The following is a 19,096-nucleotide window of genomic DNA, read 5'->3' as shown; positions in this document are numbered from 1 at the left end:
CCTCCTTATGATAGTACGTCTAGCTCTTGCTTACTTTGTTCAATACTTGATAGTTCCAATGCTATTAGTCCCTTTAGCAATTGAGCCATTCCAGTGCATACTAATGTTTTGCTATATTCAAGCACGAGTTCACAGTGCTTTGGGACCCATTGGCTGATATGGTTTTTAATAAAATCACGATATAGATTATTGTAAAATTGTTCTTCTGGCTGTTTTAATGATTGATAAAGCATATAACACATGCAGTCCAACTCTAAACCCAAGTGGTCGTCGGGCTGGCTCCCTTTTTTTATTACTTCTAGGCCAAGTTTCCGGTAGAAGTTCCTTACATCAATGGTCTCTTTTTGCATTAGCAATCGGTCTCTGCTTCGATATACAGACTCGTAAGGTGTTGCTACTACTTTTTCTGGCCCAACAAACAGTTTGCTGTATTCATAATTCGTCTGCAAATAGCTATCTTCATCCTGCGACAGACCTTCAATAATTCTTTGAATACCCGATTGGATGTCAGGATATTCTTCTATATTGATTTCTCTAAGCGTTTGTACGATATCTTTATTCAACTTCTGTACACCTTTTAGATAATATTGTGAGAGTATATGATATAGGGACAACTTCGCTTGATTCATTTCTACTTGTAATAGATTTATTGTCATATTCCTTCACCTCTACTTTCTTAACTTAGCACTAGGAAGCTCAATCTGAACTCCGCATTTAATCGTAATCTTACGAACTCCAGGAGTTGTTTCGTCTTCCTTTTCTATAGCTAGCTGATGACTTTTTTCTTTTACAATACCCACATAATCCTCATTACTGGAACCACTTTTAAACACTTGCTCTTTCTCTTTATGTTCTTGCAGTACTTGAATGGTAGTAGTATCTGGCGCTAGTGATTGTTTTGGTTGTATATTTTTTTGACATCCTCCAAGGATAAAGGTAATCAATACGAGGAAAATAGCCCAACGTCGGTTGTTCAATCTCTAATCCCCCTTACCGAATGTCACTTCTCTAGCTTAAGTTCATTGTATATGAATAAAATGTGAATAGATTTGTGATATTTTCAGTGTTTTGCTTCAACTTTTGTACTTTTTACAACACAAATTCTTCTTAATCCATAAAGAAAACTTGGCATTCGCCAAGTCCTTCTGACAAAGTTGAATGCCTTAGTTGCCGTTATACTATCTACATTTAAAAACTTATACTTTCTGATAGTAAAAAAAATAAGAGCTTAGACTAAGCTCCTACTTTAACAATCAATATTTTAATTTCTAATTTCTATTTTCTATTTTCTATTTTCTATTTTCTATTTTCTATTAACGATTATTTAAGCTATAGATTAGTACTGCTACATACAAATTTACAAAGTGCTCTGGTTTTTGTAAGTCGACACCCAGTATTTCTTCCACTTTCTTCAGCCGATAGCGCAGTGTGTTGGTGTGAAGAAACATTCTCTGAGCTGTGGATTTCATATTTCCATTCTCGGCAAAATACACTTGCAAAGTATGTAAGAAATTTGTATTGTTTTGTTCATCGAATGTCATAAGCTCTAGCAAATACTCCCTAAAAAAATCATCCAGCAATTCATTACGAATATTCGTTAATAATCTCATGACACCAAGGTCTTCAAAATGAATCACACTAGTTTCAATATGTCGATTTAAATCTAGTGCAGTTTTAGCCTCTTGATAACTACGACATAACTCTTCTATTGTTGGGTAGAATCGACCTATACCAATCTTATAATCGGTTTTTGCGTCATGCTTATCCATACTAGTCCAAATTCTTTCTGCTAAATCTTTTATACCTTCTTTTTGTTTCTTACGATCTACTTGATGATTATCAGAATACATTACAATGATTTTCCCATGGAATTCTTCGATAATAGGTGAGTTTAATAAACCTGATACAACGTTTTTTATGGTAGTGCGATGGCTCATTAAGGAATCCATTGTTAGTTTCCTTTTATCTTTACGCTGAATGTCAATAAGCATTAAATGATGGGGTTTTGTTAAATCCCAACCCCATAGATTTCCCTGTTCAATTATAATATTAGCGGAATCTTCTAAATTGTTATGTAATAAGTCATATAGAAAGTTTTGCTTATATAGCTTCTTTGTTTCAATTATTTCTTTTTGTTTTTGTATTTCTGTAATAATTACTGGAATTATCTTCTGTACGTAAGCGACATCTATTTCATCAAGCTTATATTTGTTCTCAGGGATTGCAATGTATCCTATGGTAGTATCAATGAATATTCTAATCAAGGTCCAAGAAAACTGTTGTTGGCTTAGATTAATGACAACATGCTCAATTTCATCAAGCGGATGGGTTAAAGATTGGAAATACTTCCGTAAGTGCTGCAATTCCTCTATGTACTCAGTATTTGTGTTTACTGATTCAATGAGCGTGAGTGGCTCTAGACGTGAGTTTAATACTATAAGTTTTTGATTAATGGTATTCTCAAGATAAGTCCATAGATGAACTATCCCCTGTTTATTTGAAATATTAAAGAAACTTCGATTACTCGATGATATATAATCCAATAATTTATTTTGCTCAACTAGACTTCCGACGAATTTAAATTGATTTATAATATCCTCACTTTCAACCTGTTCAGTATAAATTAGAGGACTTTGTATGATATGGATATTCTCTGAAACTAACCTCAGATTTTTATTAGAATCTTTCCCACATACGATAATTCCGACAATCTGAGCTTGAAACTGTTCAACTGTCTCTACCCATGTTGAGAGATCCGTTTCTTGGTCAATTGTTACTAATATTTTATCCAGCCTATCTACCTTCTCAATAGATAACAATGAAAAAGGCATAACTTTTGATATGATTTGCTGGTTTGTCAATTCGCCACAAATCAACTGAAAGCCAGTAAACATCTCAGTATATAGTAGTTGTCGTAATTGAGCACGATGTCCAGTCACGTTAAGCCCTCCTCTCCACTCTTATCTGCTTTCAGCCAATATTGTTTAGGTTTATTGGGAAGAATAAATCTGACAGACGGTTTTGTGAATTGTGCCATTTTTATATTGGCAGGCAGTCGGCAATACATATTTTCATTAGCAGACAAATTTATAAGAGATAAAGCTCCCGTGATGCATGAACTTGTACAAGCTGGTTGTAACCCATGTTCTAGTCTTTCTGCACACATATTACACTTATCCACTTTTCCGGTTATAGTGATGTATTTAGGCGCACCAAAGGGACAAGCACCCACACAACTTTTACACCCTGAACAATGGAGAGCATCGTGAAACACAATACCGTTCCTGCGTTTCTTAAAGCAATGTTTTGGACACACCGCTATACACGCTGGGCTCTCACAATGATTACATGCCATCGAAATAAAACCGGAAACATCCCTTTGCCGATCATCAAAACCAGTTATTTTCCTTCTCCGTTTTTCTAACAACCTATGCTCATTTTGACAGGCCATTTCACACCCTTTACATCCAATGCATTTGTCTAAGTTGATAAGAAAGCCCTTTTGTTTATTCAAGGTATCACTCCAAACACAAACGATTTGTGTTATAATCCAATCATTCACATTACCTTCATTATATATTGGGGTGCTCTTAATGTCATTATATGATAATCCCTTCACTATAACACGCCATGCATGTCCGAGAAATTGCTACGATACTTGTAGTATTCTTGCCTATGTTCAAAATGGTGTATTAAAAAAGGTAGAAGGTGACCCTAAACATCTTTATACAAATGGCAAGTTATGCGCTAAAGGCTATAGCTATGTAAACCGCGTGTATCATCCGGAGCGAGTAAAACGTCCCATGATACAATCACATAGAGGGTCCGGTCGTTGGAAAGAAGTAAGTTGGGACGAGGCCATGGATGTAATTGCTAATCGTATTATAAGTTTGCACGATAGATATGCCTCCCATTTATCACTTGCACTAAATAAATACTCCGGTAATTTCGGATTACTCCATCACGCGGTAGAAGGGATGTTCAACAGCCTCGGAGATACAACTCAGGCTATTGGTTCGCCCTGCTGGTCTGCAGGGTTAGATGCACAATTCTACGACTATGGAAATTCCTTAACATCGGACCCGTTCAACATCATACATGCTAAAGTAATTGTGCTCTGGGGTGTAAACCCAGCTTGGACAGCCGTCCATAGTATGCCGTTTATCTTTCAAGCGAGAGCAAATGGCGCAACAATTATTGTCATTGATCCCATATATACTACAACAGCTAAGAAGGCAGACCACTTTTTCCAAGTCAGCCCAGGCTCAGATATCTATTTAGCACTAGGAATAGCCAAAGTTATTTGTGAAAAAAACTGGCAAAATAACGAATTTATACAAAGATATACGCACGGTTGGGAATTGTATTTGCAATATTTATCACAGCTCGACTTACAATTTATCGCGAAGCAATGTGGTCAATCCGTAGAAGCAATTGAAACTCTAGCTTCCCTTATAAGTCAATCAAAGCCGGTATTCTTATGGGCAGGGTTTGGATTGCAACGTCATATACATGGCGGCAAAACCATCCGTGCAATAAATGCGTTAGCTGCTTTAACAGGGAATATAGGCCTTCTCGGTGGTGGTGTCCACTACGCTCACCAAGAAACATCGAAATTTACTTATAACATACTCATGCGAGAAAAAAATACGAATACGCGATTCTATGATATTAACGACTTTACTAACGAATTAGCAAGAATCAATGATCCTCCTATCAAACTATTGTGGATTTCTGGACGTAATCTCCTCACACAATCACCAAATCGAAAAGCCTTAATGCAAGCTTTAAAAAGTGTTGATCTAATTGTCACAGTAGACCAATTTTTAACTCCTACGGCTCAACAGTCAGATATTTTGTTGCCCACCACAACTCAATTTGAGGAATGGGATGTAGTAACTAGTTACTGGCATCATTGGATTGCTATAAATCAACCAGCAATTAACCCATATTTTGAAAGTAAAAGCGAATTAGAAATTGCTCAGCTACTATCAAAAACATTAAATCAAAAAAAGCCTGGTTATTGCAAATTCCCAACAAATATGACGCCTGAGCAATTAATCGATCAAGAGTTTACTGATGAAATTTATCAGCAGCTAGAGATTACCCATTGGCGAGAGTTATTAGAGAGTCCTAAACAAATGAAACTACCTACAGCTTGGAGTGACCTAAATTTCCAAACTCCTTCTGGAAAATTCGAGTTTTTCTCTAAAAGAGCGGAAGATACACAACTTTCTCCTATGGCAGGTTTGCCTGCAGATATTATAGATTTGAAGACATCACCGTATCCTTATTGGTTTCTTACAACCCATGCACAATTTGCTATTAACTCGCAATTTCAGAATATGCCATGGATTCAGCAATTAGGGTTAGAACCGCATATCATTATCCATCCAGCTATAGCAAAAAAAGAAATGCTTGCTGAAGGGACACTAGCTCAAATCTACAATGCGAAAGGTTATATTGTTGGGAAAATTAAAATATCGCGCGATGTTGCACCGAACGTTGTATTATATTATCAAGGATGGTTAAACAATTCAAATTCATTTGTGAATGACTTAATAACAGGTGAAAAGACAGACATGGGAACACATTCGACGGGGAGTAAAGGCATTGCTTTCTATCATTCTTTTGTGCATATTAAAAGAATATAATCATCGTAAAACTAAGAGACCAGTCCCCAATAAAGACTGGTCTCTCTTAAGCTGCTCTACGAATTGAAAGCTTTTACAACCTATGATATTAAACAAGCTAAGGTGCAACTTTTCTATCCCTCTTTAAATACATATGGAAGAATAGCTCTGCCACTACAACAATTGCGAGGAAAACAAAAAGAGAAGTGTTACTAACTATAAATACAGTACTAAACATAGCGACTCCATATGCAATGATTGCTGCCATGACTCCATCGCCAAACGCTGCAAATACATTCCCGTAAGCTGGAAGGACGATTAAGTCCCCTAGAATATAGTTAGCTACAGTACCTATTAATGCTACAAAGAATACCCAACCGATAGGATTACCATCAATCATATAAAACGCAAGAATTGCAGCTCCAAATGTCAAAACAAATTTAACTACTAATGCCATCGCTGTATTATTCATATTACCACCTACTTTCTCCATAAGATGGTAATAGTATGGACCACAGAATATCTTTTTATCCGCATAGCATTTCCAACGTAATTCAAAAAATAAGTCGATAATACAACTATTTCTTATCTATGCAAAATAATGAATGTAAAAAAATAAATCCCACATAATAACACAAGGAGGGATTTATCATGAAATATCATTTAGATTTTCAAAAGAACTTAGGCGATATCGATCGCATGATCCGTGTGATGATTGGTATCCTCCTGTTGCTTCTTGTTGCCACTAGAACTTTAAAGGGTTCTAAGGGAATCTGGGCGACAGTCATAGCTGTTTCTCAATTTATTGAAGGTGGACTTGCTTATTGAGTATTCTACGACTACATGGGTTGGTCAACCCGTAAATAGCTATATCAATCACAATACCATGCACTATATAAGTTTTTGGTCGTAAATGGCTGTAGCATTCTCTATCTCCAAAGGCTTACTAAATAGATATCCTTGGAGATATTGACAGTTTTCGCGTTTCAATATCTCATACTGCTCTTTCTTCTCAACACCTTCAGCAACGATTTTTAAGTCGATACTATGGGCAATTTTAATAATACCCCGGAGAATCTTATAATGCTTACTTTTCATCACTTCATCGATAAACGATTTATCAATTTTAATCTTATCTAGTGGTAACAATGTTAAATAACTAAAGGAAGAATAACCTGTTCCAAAGTCATCGATTGCAATTTGAATCCCAAGATTTTTAATTTGTTTAATAAAGTCAATCGTTACATCTTTCTTATAAAAGAGTACACTCTCTGTGATTTCTATCTCGATTAGCTTTGCCGGAATACTGTGCGCATCTAGTTGTTCTTTTAAAAATTGTATATACTGCGTATCTTGCAATTGTTTTGCAGAGAAGTTAATAGAGACTGGTTTCTCTGGTAAACCCAACTGTTTCCAGCGAGCTAATTGCTGTATGACCTCAGAAGTGACCCATCTTCCGATCTCTATAATCATTCCTGTCTCTTCGGCAATAGGGATGAATTGCATCGGCGAAAGTGTATGATTCTTCAGACGGATTAGCGCTTCAAATCCGACGATTTCCCCATTCATCGTGTCCACTTGAGGCTGATACAGAAGTTTGAAGTCTTGTTCCTTCAAAGCCCCTCTTAAGATATGTTCTACATGAATTTTTTCATTTAGAACCTCAGCCATCTCGTTGGTAAAGTAATAATATCCATTCTTCCCTGACTTCTTCATAGCATTTAATGCCATATCTGCATTCATAACTAATGTACTGACATCATGCCCATCTTGCGGATAACGAGTAATCCCCATGCTAACAGTTACATAAAGCTCACTTCCCTCAATGGTAAAGTTATTCCTGAAAATCGATAAAATCCTTTGCACATTTTCTTCTATGACAGTCTCATCTGTTTCTTTCATAATAAGGAAGAATTTATCCCCATCAAATTTAGAAATGAGTAACTGCTCATGTTGAATCTGCATGAGATCATCTGCAATTTTCTTCAGAATCTCATCCCCATAGACATGCCCTAATGTTGCATTAATCCCTTTGAAATTATCAATCCCTAGTAGAATTACAGTACCCGCTTGGTGATTATCTAATTCGCCTTTAAGATTCTCTACAAACGAACGGTGATTCGGCAGACTCGTTAACATGTCGTGATACGCTATGTGTTTAATCCGTTGATCTTTCTGGTGTAATAGGGAGATATATGCGTTAATTTCATCAAGTATTTGATTGATAGATTTCGAGAGTCCGCTAAAAGTATCTTTATCCTTATACGGGATACGGTAACCTCTGTGGTTCACCACGTCAATACTGTGGATATTACGATTCAGACTTAAAACTGGCTGTATAATATTACGATTACTCACATAAATATATGATAATGCTGCAAAAATCGTTATGCCAAATGTAATCAATAAATTAATATAAATCGAAGATTTCACTGCATCTAAATAAAGTCCTATTCCCAATACTCCTACAACTATATCATCTTCGTAGATTGGTACTGCTACTTCTAGAACCTCAGTATTGGCCATCTCGTAGAACCAATAGAACGAATGACTCTCTCCCTGTAGTACCCTCGCATAATCTTCATCATCTGTATATTCTGCACCAATATCTTCTATATCCGAATCTGCAATCGCTTGAAAATCGGTGTTGAGAATGAGTGCGTATGCGATGTTTTCTTCCTTTGCCAAATCTTTTACACTTTTTTGTTGGTGAAACACATAGCTGTAGATTTGGAACTTACTCTCCAGAATACCGATTTGCACAAACGTTCCATCACTAAATCTCTTATATCCATGTTTGATAGGAACCCCCGTCACCGTATCATTACGAATCTCTTCATAGAGTTCATCAAGTCCACTAGCACGAAAAACCTCAATTGGATGCCCTTCAACTGGCCCTAATCCAATATAGTCGTCCATAGTGGAATAAAGAATGATTCCTTCGGCACTAAAATAGTTAATTTCATCTGTAAATGTATCCGTTGCAATTTCTCTGAGAATGTCGTTGTTGATGCCCAACTCTTTATGACTGGCAATAATTTGCCCAGCGATAGCAATTTTCTCTTCCACCAATGTATCTATAATATCCATACTCTTTTTTTCTAGTTCTATCTTCTTGGCAGAAATTTTCGCAATGTTAATTCCATCATTTCTCATTTGCTCTAGCAATAAATATTTACTTGTTTGATATGTAAAAAAGGCCACAGTTAAAATTGCTAATAAACCTATTAACAATGGAAGATGTATTAGTTTCTTTTTGTTTACTATATCCTCTGGTTTGCTGGCAATAAAATTCTGCACGTAGTTATTCCTCTGCCTTTTCTCATCTATGTCTGACTAGTACGTTTCTACCATAGTACCACAAACCAAGTCACTTTTATATACGTATGATGAAGGAAAATTATAAATCATGAAATTGCAGATTAACAAGCAGTTTAAATATACAAGAATTGCTAGATATATGTGTCGTTTTTTAACCTTTTCATTCTTTAAGTTAGCAGGATTTTCGCGTTTTGAGTAGAAATAATTGAATAGTGATTTTTAGTTTTTTTTAAAATAGTAGAATAGAGGGCAGCTAGATGGACAGTGCTTTGGTATTATTCGGGTTACTTATTGCAACAGTATTATATTTACTAATAGCGGCCTTTGCTATTCGCCACCATGAAGTAGATGGCTCCTGGAGTTTTGCATTAATGCTTATATCCGTTGCAATCTATTCAATTGGCTATTTCTTTTCTTTGCAAAGTGAAAACGTTCAGATGGCCGCCGCTTGGCTTCGTTTTCAATATTTAGGCGTTGCTGCTATTCCAGCTCTATGGCTCTTCTTTACCATCCGGTATTGTGGGTGGTCAAGTTGGCTAACACCTATACGGATGATATGGATCTGGGTAGTCCCTGTGACAACCCTACTAATTGTAAATACACCATTTGTAGACTCTTTACTCTATACTAATGTCCAAATCGAACATATGAATGGTTTAATGATTACAAGTGTAGACTATCAATTCGGGTTTTATGGCTTCCTCGCATTCACAACGCTGGCAATTTTCGCAGGAAATACCTTATTGTTTTACAGTTTCTATAAATTTAAAGACGATAAAAACAGCTTGAGATTTCTATTAATCGCTCTATCATCGAGCATACCATGGATTACTTCCATTATCTTTACGACAAGAAATAGCCCGATGAATTTAGATATAACACCATTAAGTGCGATTATCACTACCATTATTTATATTTTTAACACCAATTACTTTAACATGTTCCGTTCAGCAACGTTGTCAAAGGCTGTTATTTTCGAGATGCTTAAAGACGCCATTATCGTTACGAATGAGCATAATCGCATAATTGATATGAATCCTGTCGCATCACAGTACTTTGGTGGCAGAACCGAGCGCATTGGAACATCGGTGGATGCTTTACTCGTAGGTATTGAACAGGAAGGTCATTGGGCTACTGAAGACAAGAAAGTGTGGTTTGATATACAGTGGAGCCGTGTCGATGATGGCCAATATGGTAATCGTGGTCGCATCTATATCTTTAGAGACATAAGTGGACAGATTGAGACTCAGCAAGCATTAACGAAAAGCGAAGAGAAATACCGTGCCTTATTCGATCACATGCAGGAAGGCGTTGCCCTTCATGAAATCATTTGTAATCAGGATGGTCAACCGATTGACTATCGGTTCCTCGACCTAAATAATGCTTTTGAGGAAATGACAGGATTGCGAAAAGCGGATGTTGTTAATAAGCGCGTATTAGAAATCTTCCCCGATATCGAACTTCATTGGATTGAAACCTATGGAAAGGTCGCACTAGAAGGGAGTTATATAAAATTCGAGAATTATTCAACGGATGTTGGTAAACATTTCTCTATAACTTCCTTCAGCCCGAAAAAAGGGCAATTTGCTGTCATCTGCTTTGATATCACAGAGCGGATCAATCTAGAAAAAGCTACTATTGAAGAACGAGAACGTCTGCGCACTACTCTGTTATCCGTTGGTGACGGAATTATTGTAACGGACAAAAATGTAAATGTCATTATGATAAATGAAGTAGCGCAAAAACTAACGGGTTTTTCAGAAACAGAATCCTTGGGACGCAATTTTAGTGATGTGTATAAAATTATTAATGAACAAACAGGAGAAGCTTGCAGAGACCCTGTGCAACAAGTGTTCCAAACGGGTAAGATTAATAGTTTAGAAGAACACGAAATCTTAGTAGCAAAGCATGGGACCTATACTAAAATTGCCGATAATGCAGCACCGATTTTAGATGCAGATGGAAAGATTCAAGGTGTGGTTGTTGTTTTCCGTGATATTACCGAGGAGACGAAACGCCAACAGGAAATCACTTATTTAAGTTATCATGATCAACTAACGGGTCTTTATAATCGTAGATATTTCGAAGAACAGCTACCACGTTTAAATATAACAACTAACTTCCCGTTAAGTATCATTATAATTGATGTAAACGGTCTAAAGCTCATTAACGATGCCTTTGGTCATGTTGTCGGCGATCAACTCATTCAGAAAACGGCGGAGGTAATCAAGAGTGCTTGTCGTGCCGATGATATTATCACACGCTGGGGCGGTGATGAGTTCGTTGTGCTACTTCCTAAGACAAACCTAGAGCAAACGCAAGCAGTTGTGAATAGAATCAAAAAACAAGAGAAAGAAGCTTGTTTCGAACCTGCGATATTATCCTTAGCAATCGGCTGGAGCACAAAAACCGCTGCAACGGAAGAAATTCAAGATGTTTTCAAAAAGGCCGAAGATTATATGTATCGTCATAAGCTATTGATTAGCCCAAAGGTAAAACGTACGATGGTAGAGGCTGTGAATCAACAGTTACATACTGTGAATATACAAGAGCAGGATCACGCCATCCGCGTTAGTCAATTATGTGAAACGATTGCGAAGAAATTAAGATACTCTGATCATGAGATAGAAGAATTAAAAACAACTGCTTTAATCCATGATATAGGTAAAGTTGCTATTAATCCTATGATTCTTAGTAAACCAGGTTCACTAAATGCTGATGAGTGGATAGAAATGAAGCGCCATCCGGAGATAGGTTACCGAATTCTTAGCGCCGTTAATGAAATGGCTAACATGGCTGATGTCGTGCTAACCCATCACGAACATTGGGATGGGTCAGGATATCCTAAGGGTCTTAGTGGGTTAGAAATCCCTCTAAACTCTAGAATTCTATTAGTTGCTGAAGCATACGATAGTATGACGAATAGCACAACCTATAGAGATGCAATGAACAAACAAGCAGCATTGAACGAGATTCAAGCGCAGGCAGGAAAACAATTTGATCCCGATATTGTATCGATTTTCGTCGATTGTATGAACGAATTGGAACATAATTCTCTAACTGAAGAAACCGTAAACTCTAACGATTAGAGCTTACGGTTTCTTTTATGTATGTAAAAAAGCCGCTTATGCGGCTTTTTTCGTTTACTGTATTACTTTAATCTCTTATTTCCATCCCATAGCATTTCTTTCTTCTCAAGTGGCTTTAATAATGATAACCACTTATTAGTCTTTAAATACTCAGCGTCCATGTGTAATTCACGGCTAAACTTCTCAATTGGAGGTACGATTGTCTTGATGTCACCCTCAATTTGAGCATTAATCTTATTTCCAGTTGCTCTCTTAGCAAGTTCTACAGCGTCACGAGATGCTCTTTCAGAAAGAATTAATGTTTCCATTGCCTTTGTTGGGTTGTGGAATCCTACAGAGTTCTCTGCAGATACATAATCCCAGTATAATTGAGCTTCACGAGTCTTCGTTACTGCTTGTGCTAATAATGCAGCGTCATGACCTTCTACTAATCTAGCTAAACGAACTGCTTCGTGAGCACGAACGTTTTCACCTTGTGCAATTAACAATTGCTTAAATGTCTTCTCTTGGTGGAACTCAACACGTGACTTTAAGAAGTCAGTTGTCTTGCCAGCATGGCAAGTTAAGCAAGAGTCTTTAATCATTTGATCATTCTTAAGTGGAGATGTCCATTGGTGAGAAGAAATCTTCTGACCATCAACAGTCACTCTTGGCATATGGCAATCTGCGCAAGTTACGCCAGCAGCACCGTGTACGCCATCTTTCCACATTTCATACTCTGGATGTTGAACCTTAATACTTGGAACGCCTGAAGCAGCATGAGTGAAGTCAGCAAAACGACCCTTAAATCCATCTTCTGCTCCACGACCGCTTTCATAGTAAGCCCACATATCAGTAGGGTTCATACCTTTATCCCAAGGGAAACGCGGCTTTAATTGTGTACCACCGTCAACACCTTTTTCGAAGAAATACTCAACGTGACATTGAGCACAAACAAGTGCACGCATATCGTTATGAGAAGCTGTTCTCCAGTCCTTACCTTGACGCTTTAATGCTTCGTCAAGTGAAGGTTGTGTAATTACTAACTTCATTGTTACAGGATCATGGCAGTTTGAACATCCGATTGAGTGCATCTGTCCATTATGCTCACCACGGAATTCATTGAAGTTCATGCTCCAGAACTTATCGCCATATTGCTCAACATACTTAGGAATTGTAGTTGATTTACAAGCATAGCAAGCAGCTCCGAAGTTTGGTGTATCTGAATAGCGGTCAATACGGTCGATGTGAAGTACATCATCGATTGCAAATACGTGACCACGAGCGCGATCATATTGATACATGAACGGCATACCTAACCATAGGTTCTTTAAGTAAGGTTGTGCTTGTGCAGCGTGACCTTTAGGAAGAGCGTCAACTGCATTATGTTTTTGGTGTGGTACTGATCCAGCAAATTTCGTCATTACTGTGTCATCACTGTTCTTCATGTAAGAAGTCCAATGTGCTGGGAATAAATCTTTGAATGCTAGGTTGTTATACTCTTTAGGATCAAGTCCTGTTCCAACTTTAGCAGGCTCTTGTGGAGCTGTAGCAGCTGGAGTTTCTGGCATTGCTTCTAATTCGCAACCAACAGCTACGAATAATGAAAACATCGCCACTAGAGCAAATACGAATACTAATTTTGTTTTACTCATTTTTGTTCGTCCACCTTTCTAATCTTTATCTTTTCTACATAATTCATTGTAATATTTCTGAAATGAATTGTATGTGACGATTGTCACAAAACTTAAAATTTTTGTTACTTTTTTATACAAATCCCCGTCACAAATATGTAACAAGTTTATAAACAAAGAAAAAAGCCCTTATACAAGGACTTTTGAACATTTATTTGACTATCATTACTGGGCACTGGGCACCCTTCGCAACTTTATGACTAACCCCGCCGAGAACCATCGTTTGTAAGCGATTGAGTCCTCTACTTCCAATGACAAGACAATCAAATCTGTTCTTGTTGGCAAATTCAACGATTGCCTCTCCTGGCTCACCGTGCAGAATCTTACTATCGTACTTCACGTTGGCAGCTTCTAAAATCTCGATTACCCCTTTGAGCTTCTCTTTACGTTTTATAGAGATTTCAATCTTGTCTTTGTTATGCAGAACATCATACTTTGATGTTGAGCCGTCAACTGCATATACAACTGTAACAAAAGCGTTTTCCCTATCTGCAATTAATCGAACAGCATGTTCCGCTGCACGAACGGAGTGATCAGATCCATCTGCCGCTAGCAAAATGTTTTGAAACATGAATAGCCCTCCTTACTTATTATTATCATCCTTGAAATAAGTCTCTTAAGAATCAGGTGAAGATTTAATCTCCATCTGAATAAAGTTCGCTTTATCATAAATTTTTAATGACCTGATTTCTTAGAAAGTCCACCAATACGGTCCATCAACAATGAGCTTTCCTTGTTCATTCCGGTAAGGGTAACAGTCACTCCATTTTGTTCATATTTCGTTTCTACCTTATCTATTGCTCCAATGGCTGAGTCATCCCATAGATGAGCGCGCGTAAAGTCAATTTCAATTTCCATAACATCATCTTTGAAATCAAAGGAATCTACAAAGTCTGTAACAGAAACGAAGAATAACTGCCCTTCCACATAATAAGTTTTCTTTTGTTTGTCAGAAGAAAGGGCTGAAGTGACCTTAACTTTAGAAATCTTAGCTCCGAAGAACAATGCACTTAGCACAACACCAGTTAATACACCAATTGCTAAGTTATGAGTAAACACTACGGTAAATACTGTTATCACCATTACAGTTGCATCCGTTCTTGGGACCATATGCAAGGTCTTAAGCGAGTTCCAATCGAAAGTCCCGATTGCGACCATGAACATGACACCCGTAAGGGCAGCCATCGGGATTTCCACCACAACAGAACCAAGTACAAGTATTAAGAACATCAAAAATATTCCAGCCACTAGTGAGGATAGACGTCCTCTGCCACCGGACTTGACGTTAATTACCGATTGACCAATCATCGCGCAACCTGCCATTCCACCGAAGAACCCTGTCACAACGTTTGCGATACCCTGTCCACGGCTCTCTTTATTCTTGTCGCTATCTGTATCCGTCATATCATCAACGATTTGAGCTGTCAGTAAAGATTCCAGTAAGCCAACTACTGCCAAAGCAAGAGAAAATGGCAAAATAATCATTAGCGTTTCGATGGTTAATGGGATAGAAGGAATTAAGAACACAGGTAATGTGCTAGGTAAAGCACCCATATCCCCCACCGTACTAACTCCTAAGTCACCATAAATGGCAATTGCTGTTACGGCAACAATTGCGACTAATGTGGAAGGGATTGCATTCGTAAGTCTAGGCAATATATAAATGATTGTAAGAGTCAGTGCAACCAACGCGTACATTACCCAAGTTACGTCTACGAAATTCTCTAACTGCGCCATGAAAATTAGGATCGCTAACGCATTTACAAAGCCAACCATAACAGACCTTGGAATAAATTTCATGTATTTCGCCAGTTTAAATACACCGAACAAGATTTGAATGACACCTGTTAGAACTGTTGCTGCTAATAAGTACTGTAAACCGTAATCTGCTACTAAAGTAATCATGACCAACGCCATTGCTCCCGTGGCCGCCGAAATCATTCCAGGGCGCCCGCCAATAAAGGCAATTACAACGGCGATACTAAAAGAAGCGTACAATCCTACCATTGGGTCTAATCCCGCGATGATAGAGAAGGCGATAGCTTCTGGAATCAATGCCAGTGCTACTACCATTCCTGCTAGTGTGTCTCCTTTAATATTGCTAAACCATTCATTACGTATTGCTTGAATATTCAAGCTACCACCTCTTTTCTAAATTTTGATTGGATTCATGCCTCTTTCTCTTGACTCTAGGTATAGCATCCGTAATCAATAAGAGTCTATTTTATCATTGAATGAACATGATACAAAATTCCGTTATCACATGTCACCTACCGTATACTTTTGTGTTCTCTATGAGACTCCATAATGCTTTTTATTTAACAAAATTGTTTCTATAGATATTCCTTAGTATTTTTCCCAAATTGCTTTCATAACTTACCATTATCATGTATGATATTTTTGAGGACAGATGGCCAAACTTGCCATAGAGGAGGACGTTACTATGTATAAAAAGATATTACTAGCAGCTGACGGTTCGAAACACTCTCTCAGAGCTGCCGATCGAGCAATCGCCTTGGCAAAATTAACTGAGAATTCTATTGTAGAAGTTGTGAACGTAGTGGACAGTAAAACCTCGAAAGCGGATGCATTGCAACAGCTAGATAATTTTGGGGTATTAGAAAAGCGCAAAGAACGTCTTAAAGATACAATCAATAAAGCAACTGAAGCTGGTATTACATATGAGATAAAGTTCTTAAGAGGTGAGCCAGCACCTACCATCATAGAATATGCCAATGAAAACAACTTCGATGTAGTTGTGATTGGAAGTCGTGGCCTTAATGGCTTACAAGAGTTAATGTTAGGCAGTGTCAGTCATAAAGTGGCAAAAGGGGCTAATTGTCCTGTTATGATCGTGAAATAAATACAAGACACATGAACCCGTTTTATAGGTATCTCATGTGTCTTTTTATTATTGAGTAGATTCCTTCTTAATAGAATAAACTAGGATAGTAATGGCATCATGTTTGGTAAGTGATACATATATAATCTGTGTAGAGGCCTTGTCAGAGCTACATATAACAACTTAATATCTAGTTCTATATCCTCGTACTTCTCCTCAATATTGATGATGATGGAGACATCAAACTCTAGCCCCTTCACAAAATATGAAGGAACAATTACAACATCTGCTTCATAGTTCTCTTCTTTTTCATCTAAAATTTTAGTTTCTATCTTTGCATGTTTCGATAGATATTTTTGCACAAGCACACACTCTTGCTTCGTTTTACAAATCATTGCAATGGATTTAAAATTCTCTTTCTTCAATTCTATTATTGTATTATGTAGCGTCTTGAGTAAGTCTAATTTCTCGGCAAACTCTTTGATTTCAGGCCTTTGTCCATGACGAATGACAGGCTGCGCTAATACGATGTTCGGATTGTTCAATTTTCGGATTACTCTATTTGCTAAATTCATTACTTCAATTGTCGTTCGATAGCTTTGTACAAGAGTTAAGTACGTGCTATTCTCACGTCCAAAGACATGCTCCCGTAACTCATCCCAGTCATTGATTCCTCGATACGAATGTATCCCCTGCGATAGATCACCTAATAATGTAAAGACATTCGTCATCAAAATATGCTTTAAGACATAATATTGAAACACGCTAAAATCCTGAGCTTCATCAACAATAAGCCCTTTGACGGTAATATTTTCATCAAATCCAAATAATTTTGACTTGATATACACAATAGGTGCATAATCATCCACTGTAATTTTCTTTTCTTTTAAAAGTTTAGCTGTTTGTACGCATAAAGTATTCGTATTCGCTAACGGTGCCGCTTGACCTAAATGACGACTGAAATATAACTCAAATAAACCTTCTTCCACCATGAGCTTATTGTAATATTCGAATACATTTAACTTCGGAAGTCTATCGATGTATTTTTTTACAGCGACCTTCGCTGCCTTTTTCACTGTTTCGAGCTTTTCTTCTTTTCTATCAAGGAGAGAAACAATTTTCAGCCTTCTCTTTTCTGTTGCCTCCACCTGCACTCTGAGTCGATCAATCTTTTGGTCATAGAATTCTTCAATTTCTTTTAACAAGTCCTTCTCTACCTGTTTTAATTGTTTTGATAATTTGGCTTTGAGTAGTTTCACCCTCTTATATACAGGCAAATAGTTAAGATCTTTCGTAAACATTTCCCGTATATCTGTTTCTGACATAACTGTGTATCCAACTAAGGAACAGTCGCCTTTTGGTATAAACTGTGTTTCTATGTCTTTCACATACTCGTCCAACAATCCCTTAAAATCCATTGAGCCTTTAAAGCGTATAGTCCAAAGTATCGACTCGATATCCTTATTGGAACCGTCATGACCTGTTCTATGAATTATATCTATCAGGGTATTCGTAGGATCAATCATCTTGTATTTATTACCTAGAACCTCTACCATGAAGTCAATAAATGTCGTTTGCTTTACCCGCTCGACCCCTAATTCCGGCAAAACTTCAGATATATAATTGATAAACAGACGATTTGGTGCCATAATCATCAAGTTTTCAGGTTTAAAGGTTTTCTCGTATGTATAGATGAAATAGGCGATTCGATGTAGCGCAATTGTTGTTTTCCCACTACCCGCTACTCCCTGCACAATAAGCGGTTTTCCCATATCCGCGCGAATCACGCGATTTTGTTCCGCTTGTATGGTCGAGGCGATGTCCTTTAATCGCTGGTCAGCGTGCGCTTCTAATGATGCTTGTAAAAAAGTATCGTTAGTCGTAATGTCGATATCTAATATATCGACAAGTTGTCCGTTCTCTATGGTGTATTGTCTTTTAAGTATTAGTTCGCCCTGTTGTGTTTGCCCTTCTGCCTCATAAGAGGTTTCCCCCAGCCTACTCTCATAATACAGGTTGGCAATTGGTGATCGCCAATCAATAATTAGTGGCGTACCATCCTCAGCTTTAAATAAAGATGTCTTGCCAATGTAAAATTGATCCAAATCTTTCGTCTGTTGTTTGATATCAATCCGCGCAAAGTATGGTTTATTCCTTGATTTCGTCAGGCTTTCAAAGTTCTTCTCTGCCATTTCCATAAACTTATTGTTAATTAAGATGTTAATATAGCTTTGCGAGCTGTCGAGATAGTCAAGCTCAATCATAGCCTCTTTAATATTATCACTGTAAATTTTTTGGTACGTCTCTGTTGCATCTAATGTCTTATCAATGTATTCTTTCGTTAACTCTAGGCGATTCACTTCCCCTTTATAATCAGGGTGTTTTTTTGCTGTCATATGTAGTTCCTTTCTATTAAAGTTTATTCGATTTTGCACGAGCACTTGCACATCCTATATTTATCATATCATGAAATCACATATCCTTGTATTCAATCACCCTGAGCAATAAGAAAAGAACCGACATTTAACTGTCAGTTCC

Annotated in this window: 14 protein-coding genes; 4 read left to right on the top strand and 10 right to left on the bottom strand. The window is 37.4% G+C overall.

The window, feature by feature from the left end; genetic code table 11:
• Nucleotides 1–5: 5 nt before the first annotated feature.
• The 4 genes from BHU72_RS01085 to BHU72_RS15990 form a co-directional block, all read right to left on the bottom strand.
• Nucleotides 6–656, bottom strand: a complete 651-nt coding sequence (locus tag BHU72_RS01085) for a TorD/DmsD family molecular chaperone (protein ID WP_069700765.1) — start codon at nt 654–656, stop codon at nt 6–8.
• A gap of 12 nt (nt 657–668) precedes the next feature.
• The gene (locus BHU72_RS01080; RefSeq protein ID WP_069700764.1) at nt 669–977 is read right to left on the bottom strand and encodes a hypothetical protein; all 309 of its coding nucleotides are present in this window, start codon (nt 975–977) and stop codon (nt 669–671) included.
• A 336-nt stretch (nt 978–1,313) separates the two neighbouring features.
• Complete coding sequence (locus BHU72_RS01075) at nt 1,314–2,939, bottom strand: PucR family transcriptional regulator (RefSeq protein WP_069700763.1); 1,626 nt, start codon at nt 2,937–2,939, stop codon at nt 1,314–1,316.
• Complete coding sequence (locus BHU72_RS15990; RefSeq protein WP_069700762.1) at nt 2,936–3,514, bottom strand: 4Fe-4S dicluster domain-containing protein; 579 nt, start codon at nt 3,512–3,514, stop codon at nt 2,936–2,938. The genes BHU72_RS01075 and BHU72_RS15990 overlap by 4 nt, the downstream gene beginning before the upstream one ends.
• A 79-nt stretch (nt 3,515–3,593) precedes the next feature.
• Between BHU72_RS15990 and BHU72_RS01065 the strand changes: the two genes are divergently transcribed.
• Nucleotides 3,594–5,654 (top strand): molybdopterin-dependent oxidoreductase, encoded by a 2,061-nt coding sequence (locus BHU72_RS01065; protein ID WP_069700761.1) that lies wholly within the window; start codon nt 3,594–3,596, stop codon nt 5,652–5,654.
• 97 nt (nt 5,655–5,751) lie between these two features.
• Here the strand turns inward: BHU72_RS01065 and BHU72_RS01060 are convergent, their stop codons facing one another.
• The gene (locus tag BHU72_RS01060) at nt 5,752–6,105 is read right to left on the bottom strand and encodes a DUF2512 family protein (RefSeq protein ID WP_069700760.1); all 354 of its coding nucleotides are present in this window, start codon (nt 6,103–6,105) and stop codon (nt 5,752–5,754) included.
• Between the two features lie 179 nt (nt 6,106–6,284).
• Between BHU72_RS01060 and BHU72_RS15285 the strand changes: the two genes are divergently transcribed.
• Entirely contained in the window at nt 6,285–6,461 is a 177-nt protein-coding gene (locus BHU72_RS15285; protein WP_083248170.1) for a YgaP family membrane protein, read from the top strand.
• A gap of 63 nt (nt 6,462–6,524) precedes the next feature.
• Here BHU72_RS15285 and BHU72_RS01055 read toward each other — a convergent pair whose 3' ends face one another.
• Complete coding sequence (locus tag BHU72_RS01055; protein ID WP_069700759.1) at nt 6,525–8,933, bottom strand: EAL domain-containing protein; 2,409 nt, start codon at nt 8,931–8,933, stop codon at nt 6,525–6,527.
• Nucleotides 8,934–9,211: 278 nt separating this feature from the next.
• On the opposite strand from BHU72_RS01055, the gene BHU72_RS01050 reads away from it, so the two are divergent.
• Nucleotides 9,212–12,043, top strand: coding sequence for a histidine kinase N-terminal 7TM domain-containing protein (locus tag BHU72_RS01050; protein ID WP_083248169.1), 2,832 nt, complete (start codon nt 9,212–9,214; stop codon nt 12,041–12,043).
• A gap of 62 nt (nt 12,044–12,105) precedes the next feature.
• On the opposite strand, the gene BHU72_RS01045 is transcribed toward BHU72_RS01050, so the two are convergent.
• The 3 genes from BHU72_RS01045 to BHU72_RS01035 form a co-directional block, all read right to left on the bottom strand.
• Nucleotides 12,106–13,677 carry an ammonia-forming cytochrome c nitrite reductase subunit c552 gene (locus BHU72_RS01045; protein WP_069700758.1) on the bottom strand — a complete coding sequence of 524 codons (1,572 nt, stop codon included), beginning with the start codon at nt 13,675–13,677 and terminating at the stop codon, nt 12,106–12,108.
• Nucleotides 13,678–13,867: 190 nt separating this feature from the next.
• Entirely contained in the window at nt 13,868–14,287 is a 420-nt protein-coding gene (locus BHU72_RS01040) for a universal stress protein (protein WP_069700757.1), read from the bottom strand.
• Between the two features lie 104 nt (nt 14,288–14,391).
• Nucleotides 14,392–15,852: a SulP family inorganic anion transporter gene (locus BHU72_RS01035; RefSeq protein ID WP_069700756.1), complete on the bottom strand. Its 1,461-nt coding sequence runs from the start codon at nt 15,850–15,852 to the stop codon at nt 14,392–14,394.
• A 307-nt stretch (nt 15,853–16,159) separates the two neighbouring features.
• Between BHU72_RS01035 and BHU72_RS01030 the strand changes: the two genes are divergently transcribed.
• The gene (locus BHU72_RS01030) at nt 16,160–16,579 is read left to right on the top strand and encodes a universal stress protein (protein ID WP_069700755.1); all 420 of its coding nucleotides are present in this window, start codon (nt 16,160–16,162) and stop codon (nt 16,577–16,579) included.
• Between the two features lie 80 nt (nt 16,580–16,659).
• Here the strand turns inward: BHU72_RS01030 and helD are convergent, their stop codons facing one another.
• Nucleotides 16,660–18,954, bottom strand: coding sequence for an RNA polymerase recycling motor HelD (helD, locus tag BHU72_RS01025; protein ID WP_069700921.1), 2,295 nt, complete (start codon nt 18,952–18,954; stop codon nt 16,660–16,662).
• Nucleotides 18,955–19,096: the final 142 nt, after the last annotated feature.

It is taken from the genome of Desulfuribacillus stibiiarsenatis (assembly GCF_001742305.1).
In the GTDB taxonomy this organism is placed as follows: domain Bacteria; phylum Bacillota; class Bacilli; order Desulfuribacillales; family Desulfuribacillaceae; genus Desulfuribacillus_A; species Desulfuribacillus_A stibiiarsenatis.
Note: the sequence above shows the minus strand (reverse complement) of the source record. Positions and strands in the feature narration are given on the sequence as shown.

Bases quoted from the DNA above. Each gene is read 5' to 3' on its own strand.
- BHU72_RS01085 (WP_069700765.1), bottom strand. From the start codon at position 656: ATGACAATAAATCTATTACAAGTAGAAATGAATCAAGCGAAGTTGTCC.
- BHU72_RS01065 (WP_069700761.1), top strand. From the start codon at position 3,594: ATGTCATTATATGATAATCCCTTCACTATAACACGCCATGCATGTCCG.
- BHU72_RS01060 (WP_069700760.1), bottom strand. From the start codon at position 6,105: ATGAATAATACAGCGATGGCATTAGTAGTTAAATTTGTTTTGACATTT.
- BHU72_RS15285 (WP_083248170.1), top strand. From the start codon at position 6,285: ATGAAATATCATTTAGATTTTCAAAAGAACTTAGGCGATATCGATCGC.
- BHU72_RS01050 (WP_083248169.1), top strand. From the start codon at position 9,212: ATGGACAGTGCTTTGGTATTATTCGGGTTACTTATTGCAACAGTATTA.
- BHU72_RS01045 (WP_069700758.1), bottom strand. From the start codon at position 13,677: ATGAGTAAAACAAAATTAGTATTCGTATTTGCTCTAGTGGCGATGTTT.
- BHU72_RS01040 (WP_069700757.1), bottom strand. From the start codon at position 14,287: ATGTTTCAAAACATTTTGCTAGCGGCAGATGGATCTGATCACTCCGTT.
- BHU72_RS01030 (WP_069700755.1), top strand. From the start codon at position 16,160: ATGTATAAAAAGATATTACTAGCAGCTGACGGTTCGAAACACTCTCTC.
- helD (WP_069700921.1), bottom strand. From the start codon at position 18,954: ATGACAGCAAAAAAACACCCTGATTATAAAGGGGAAGTGAATCGCCTA.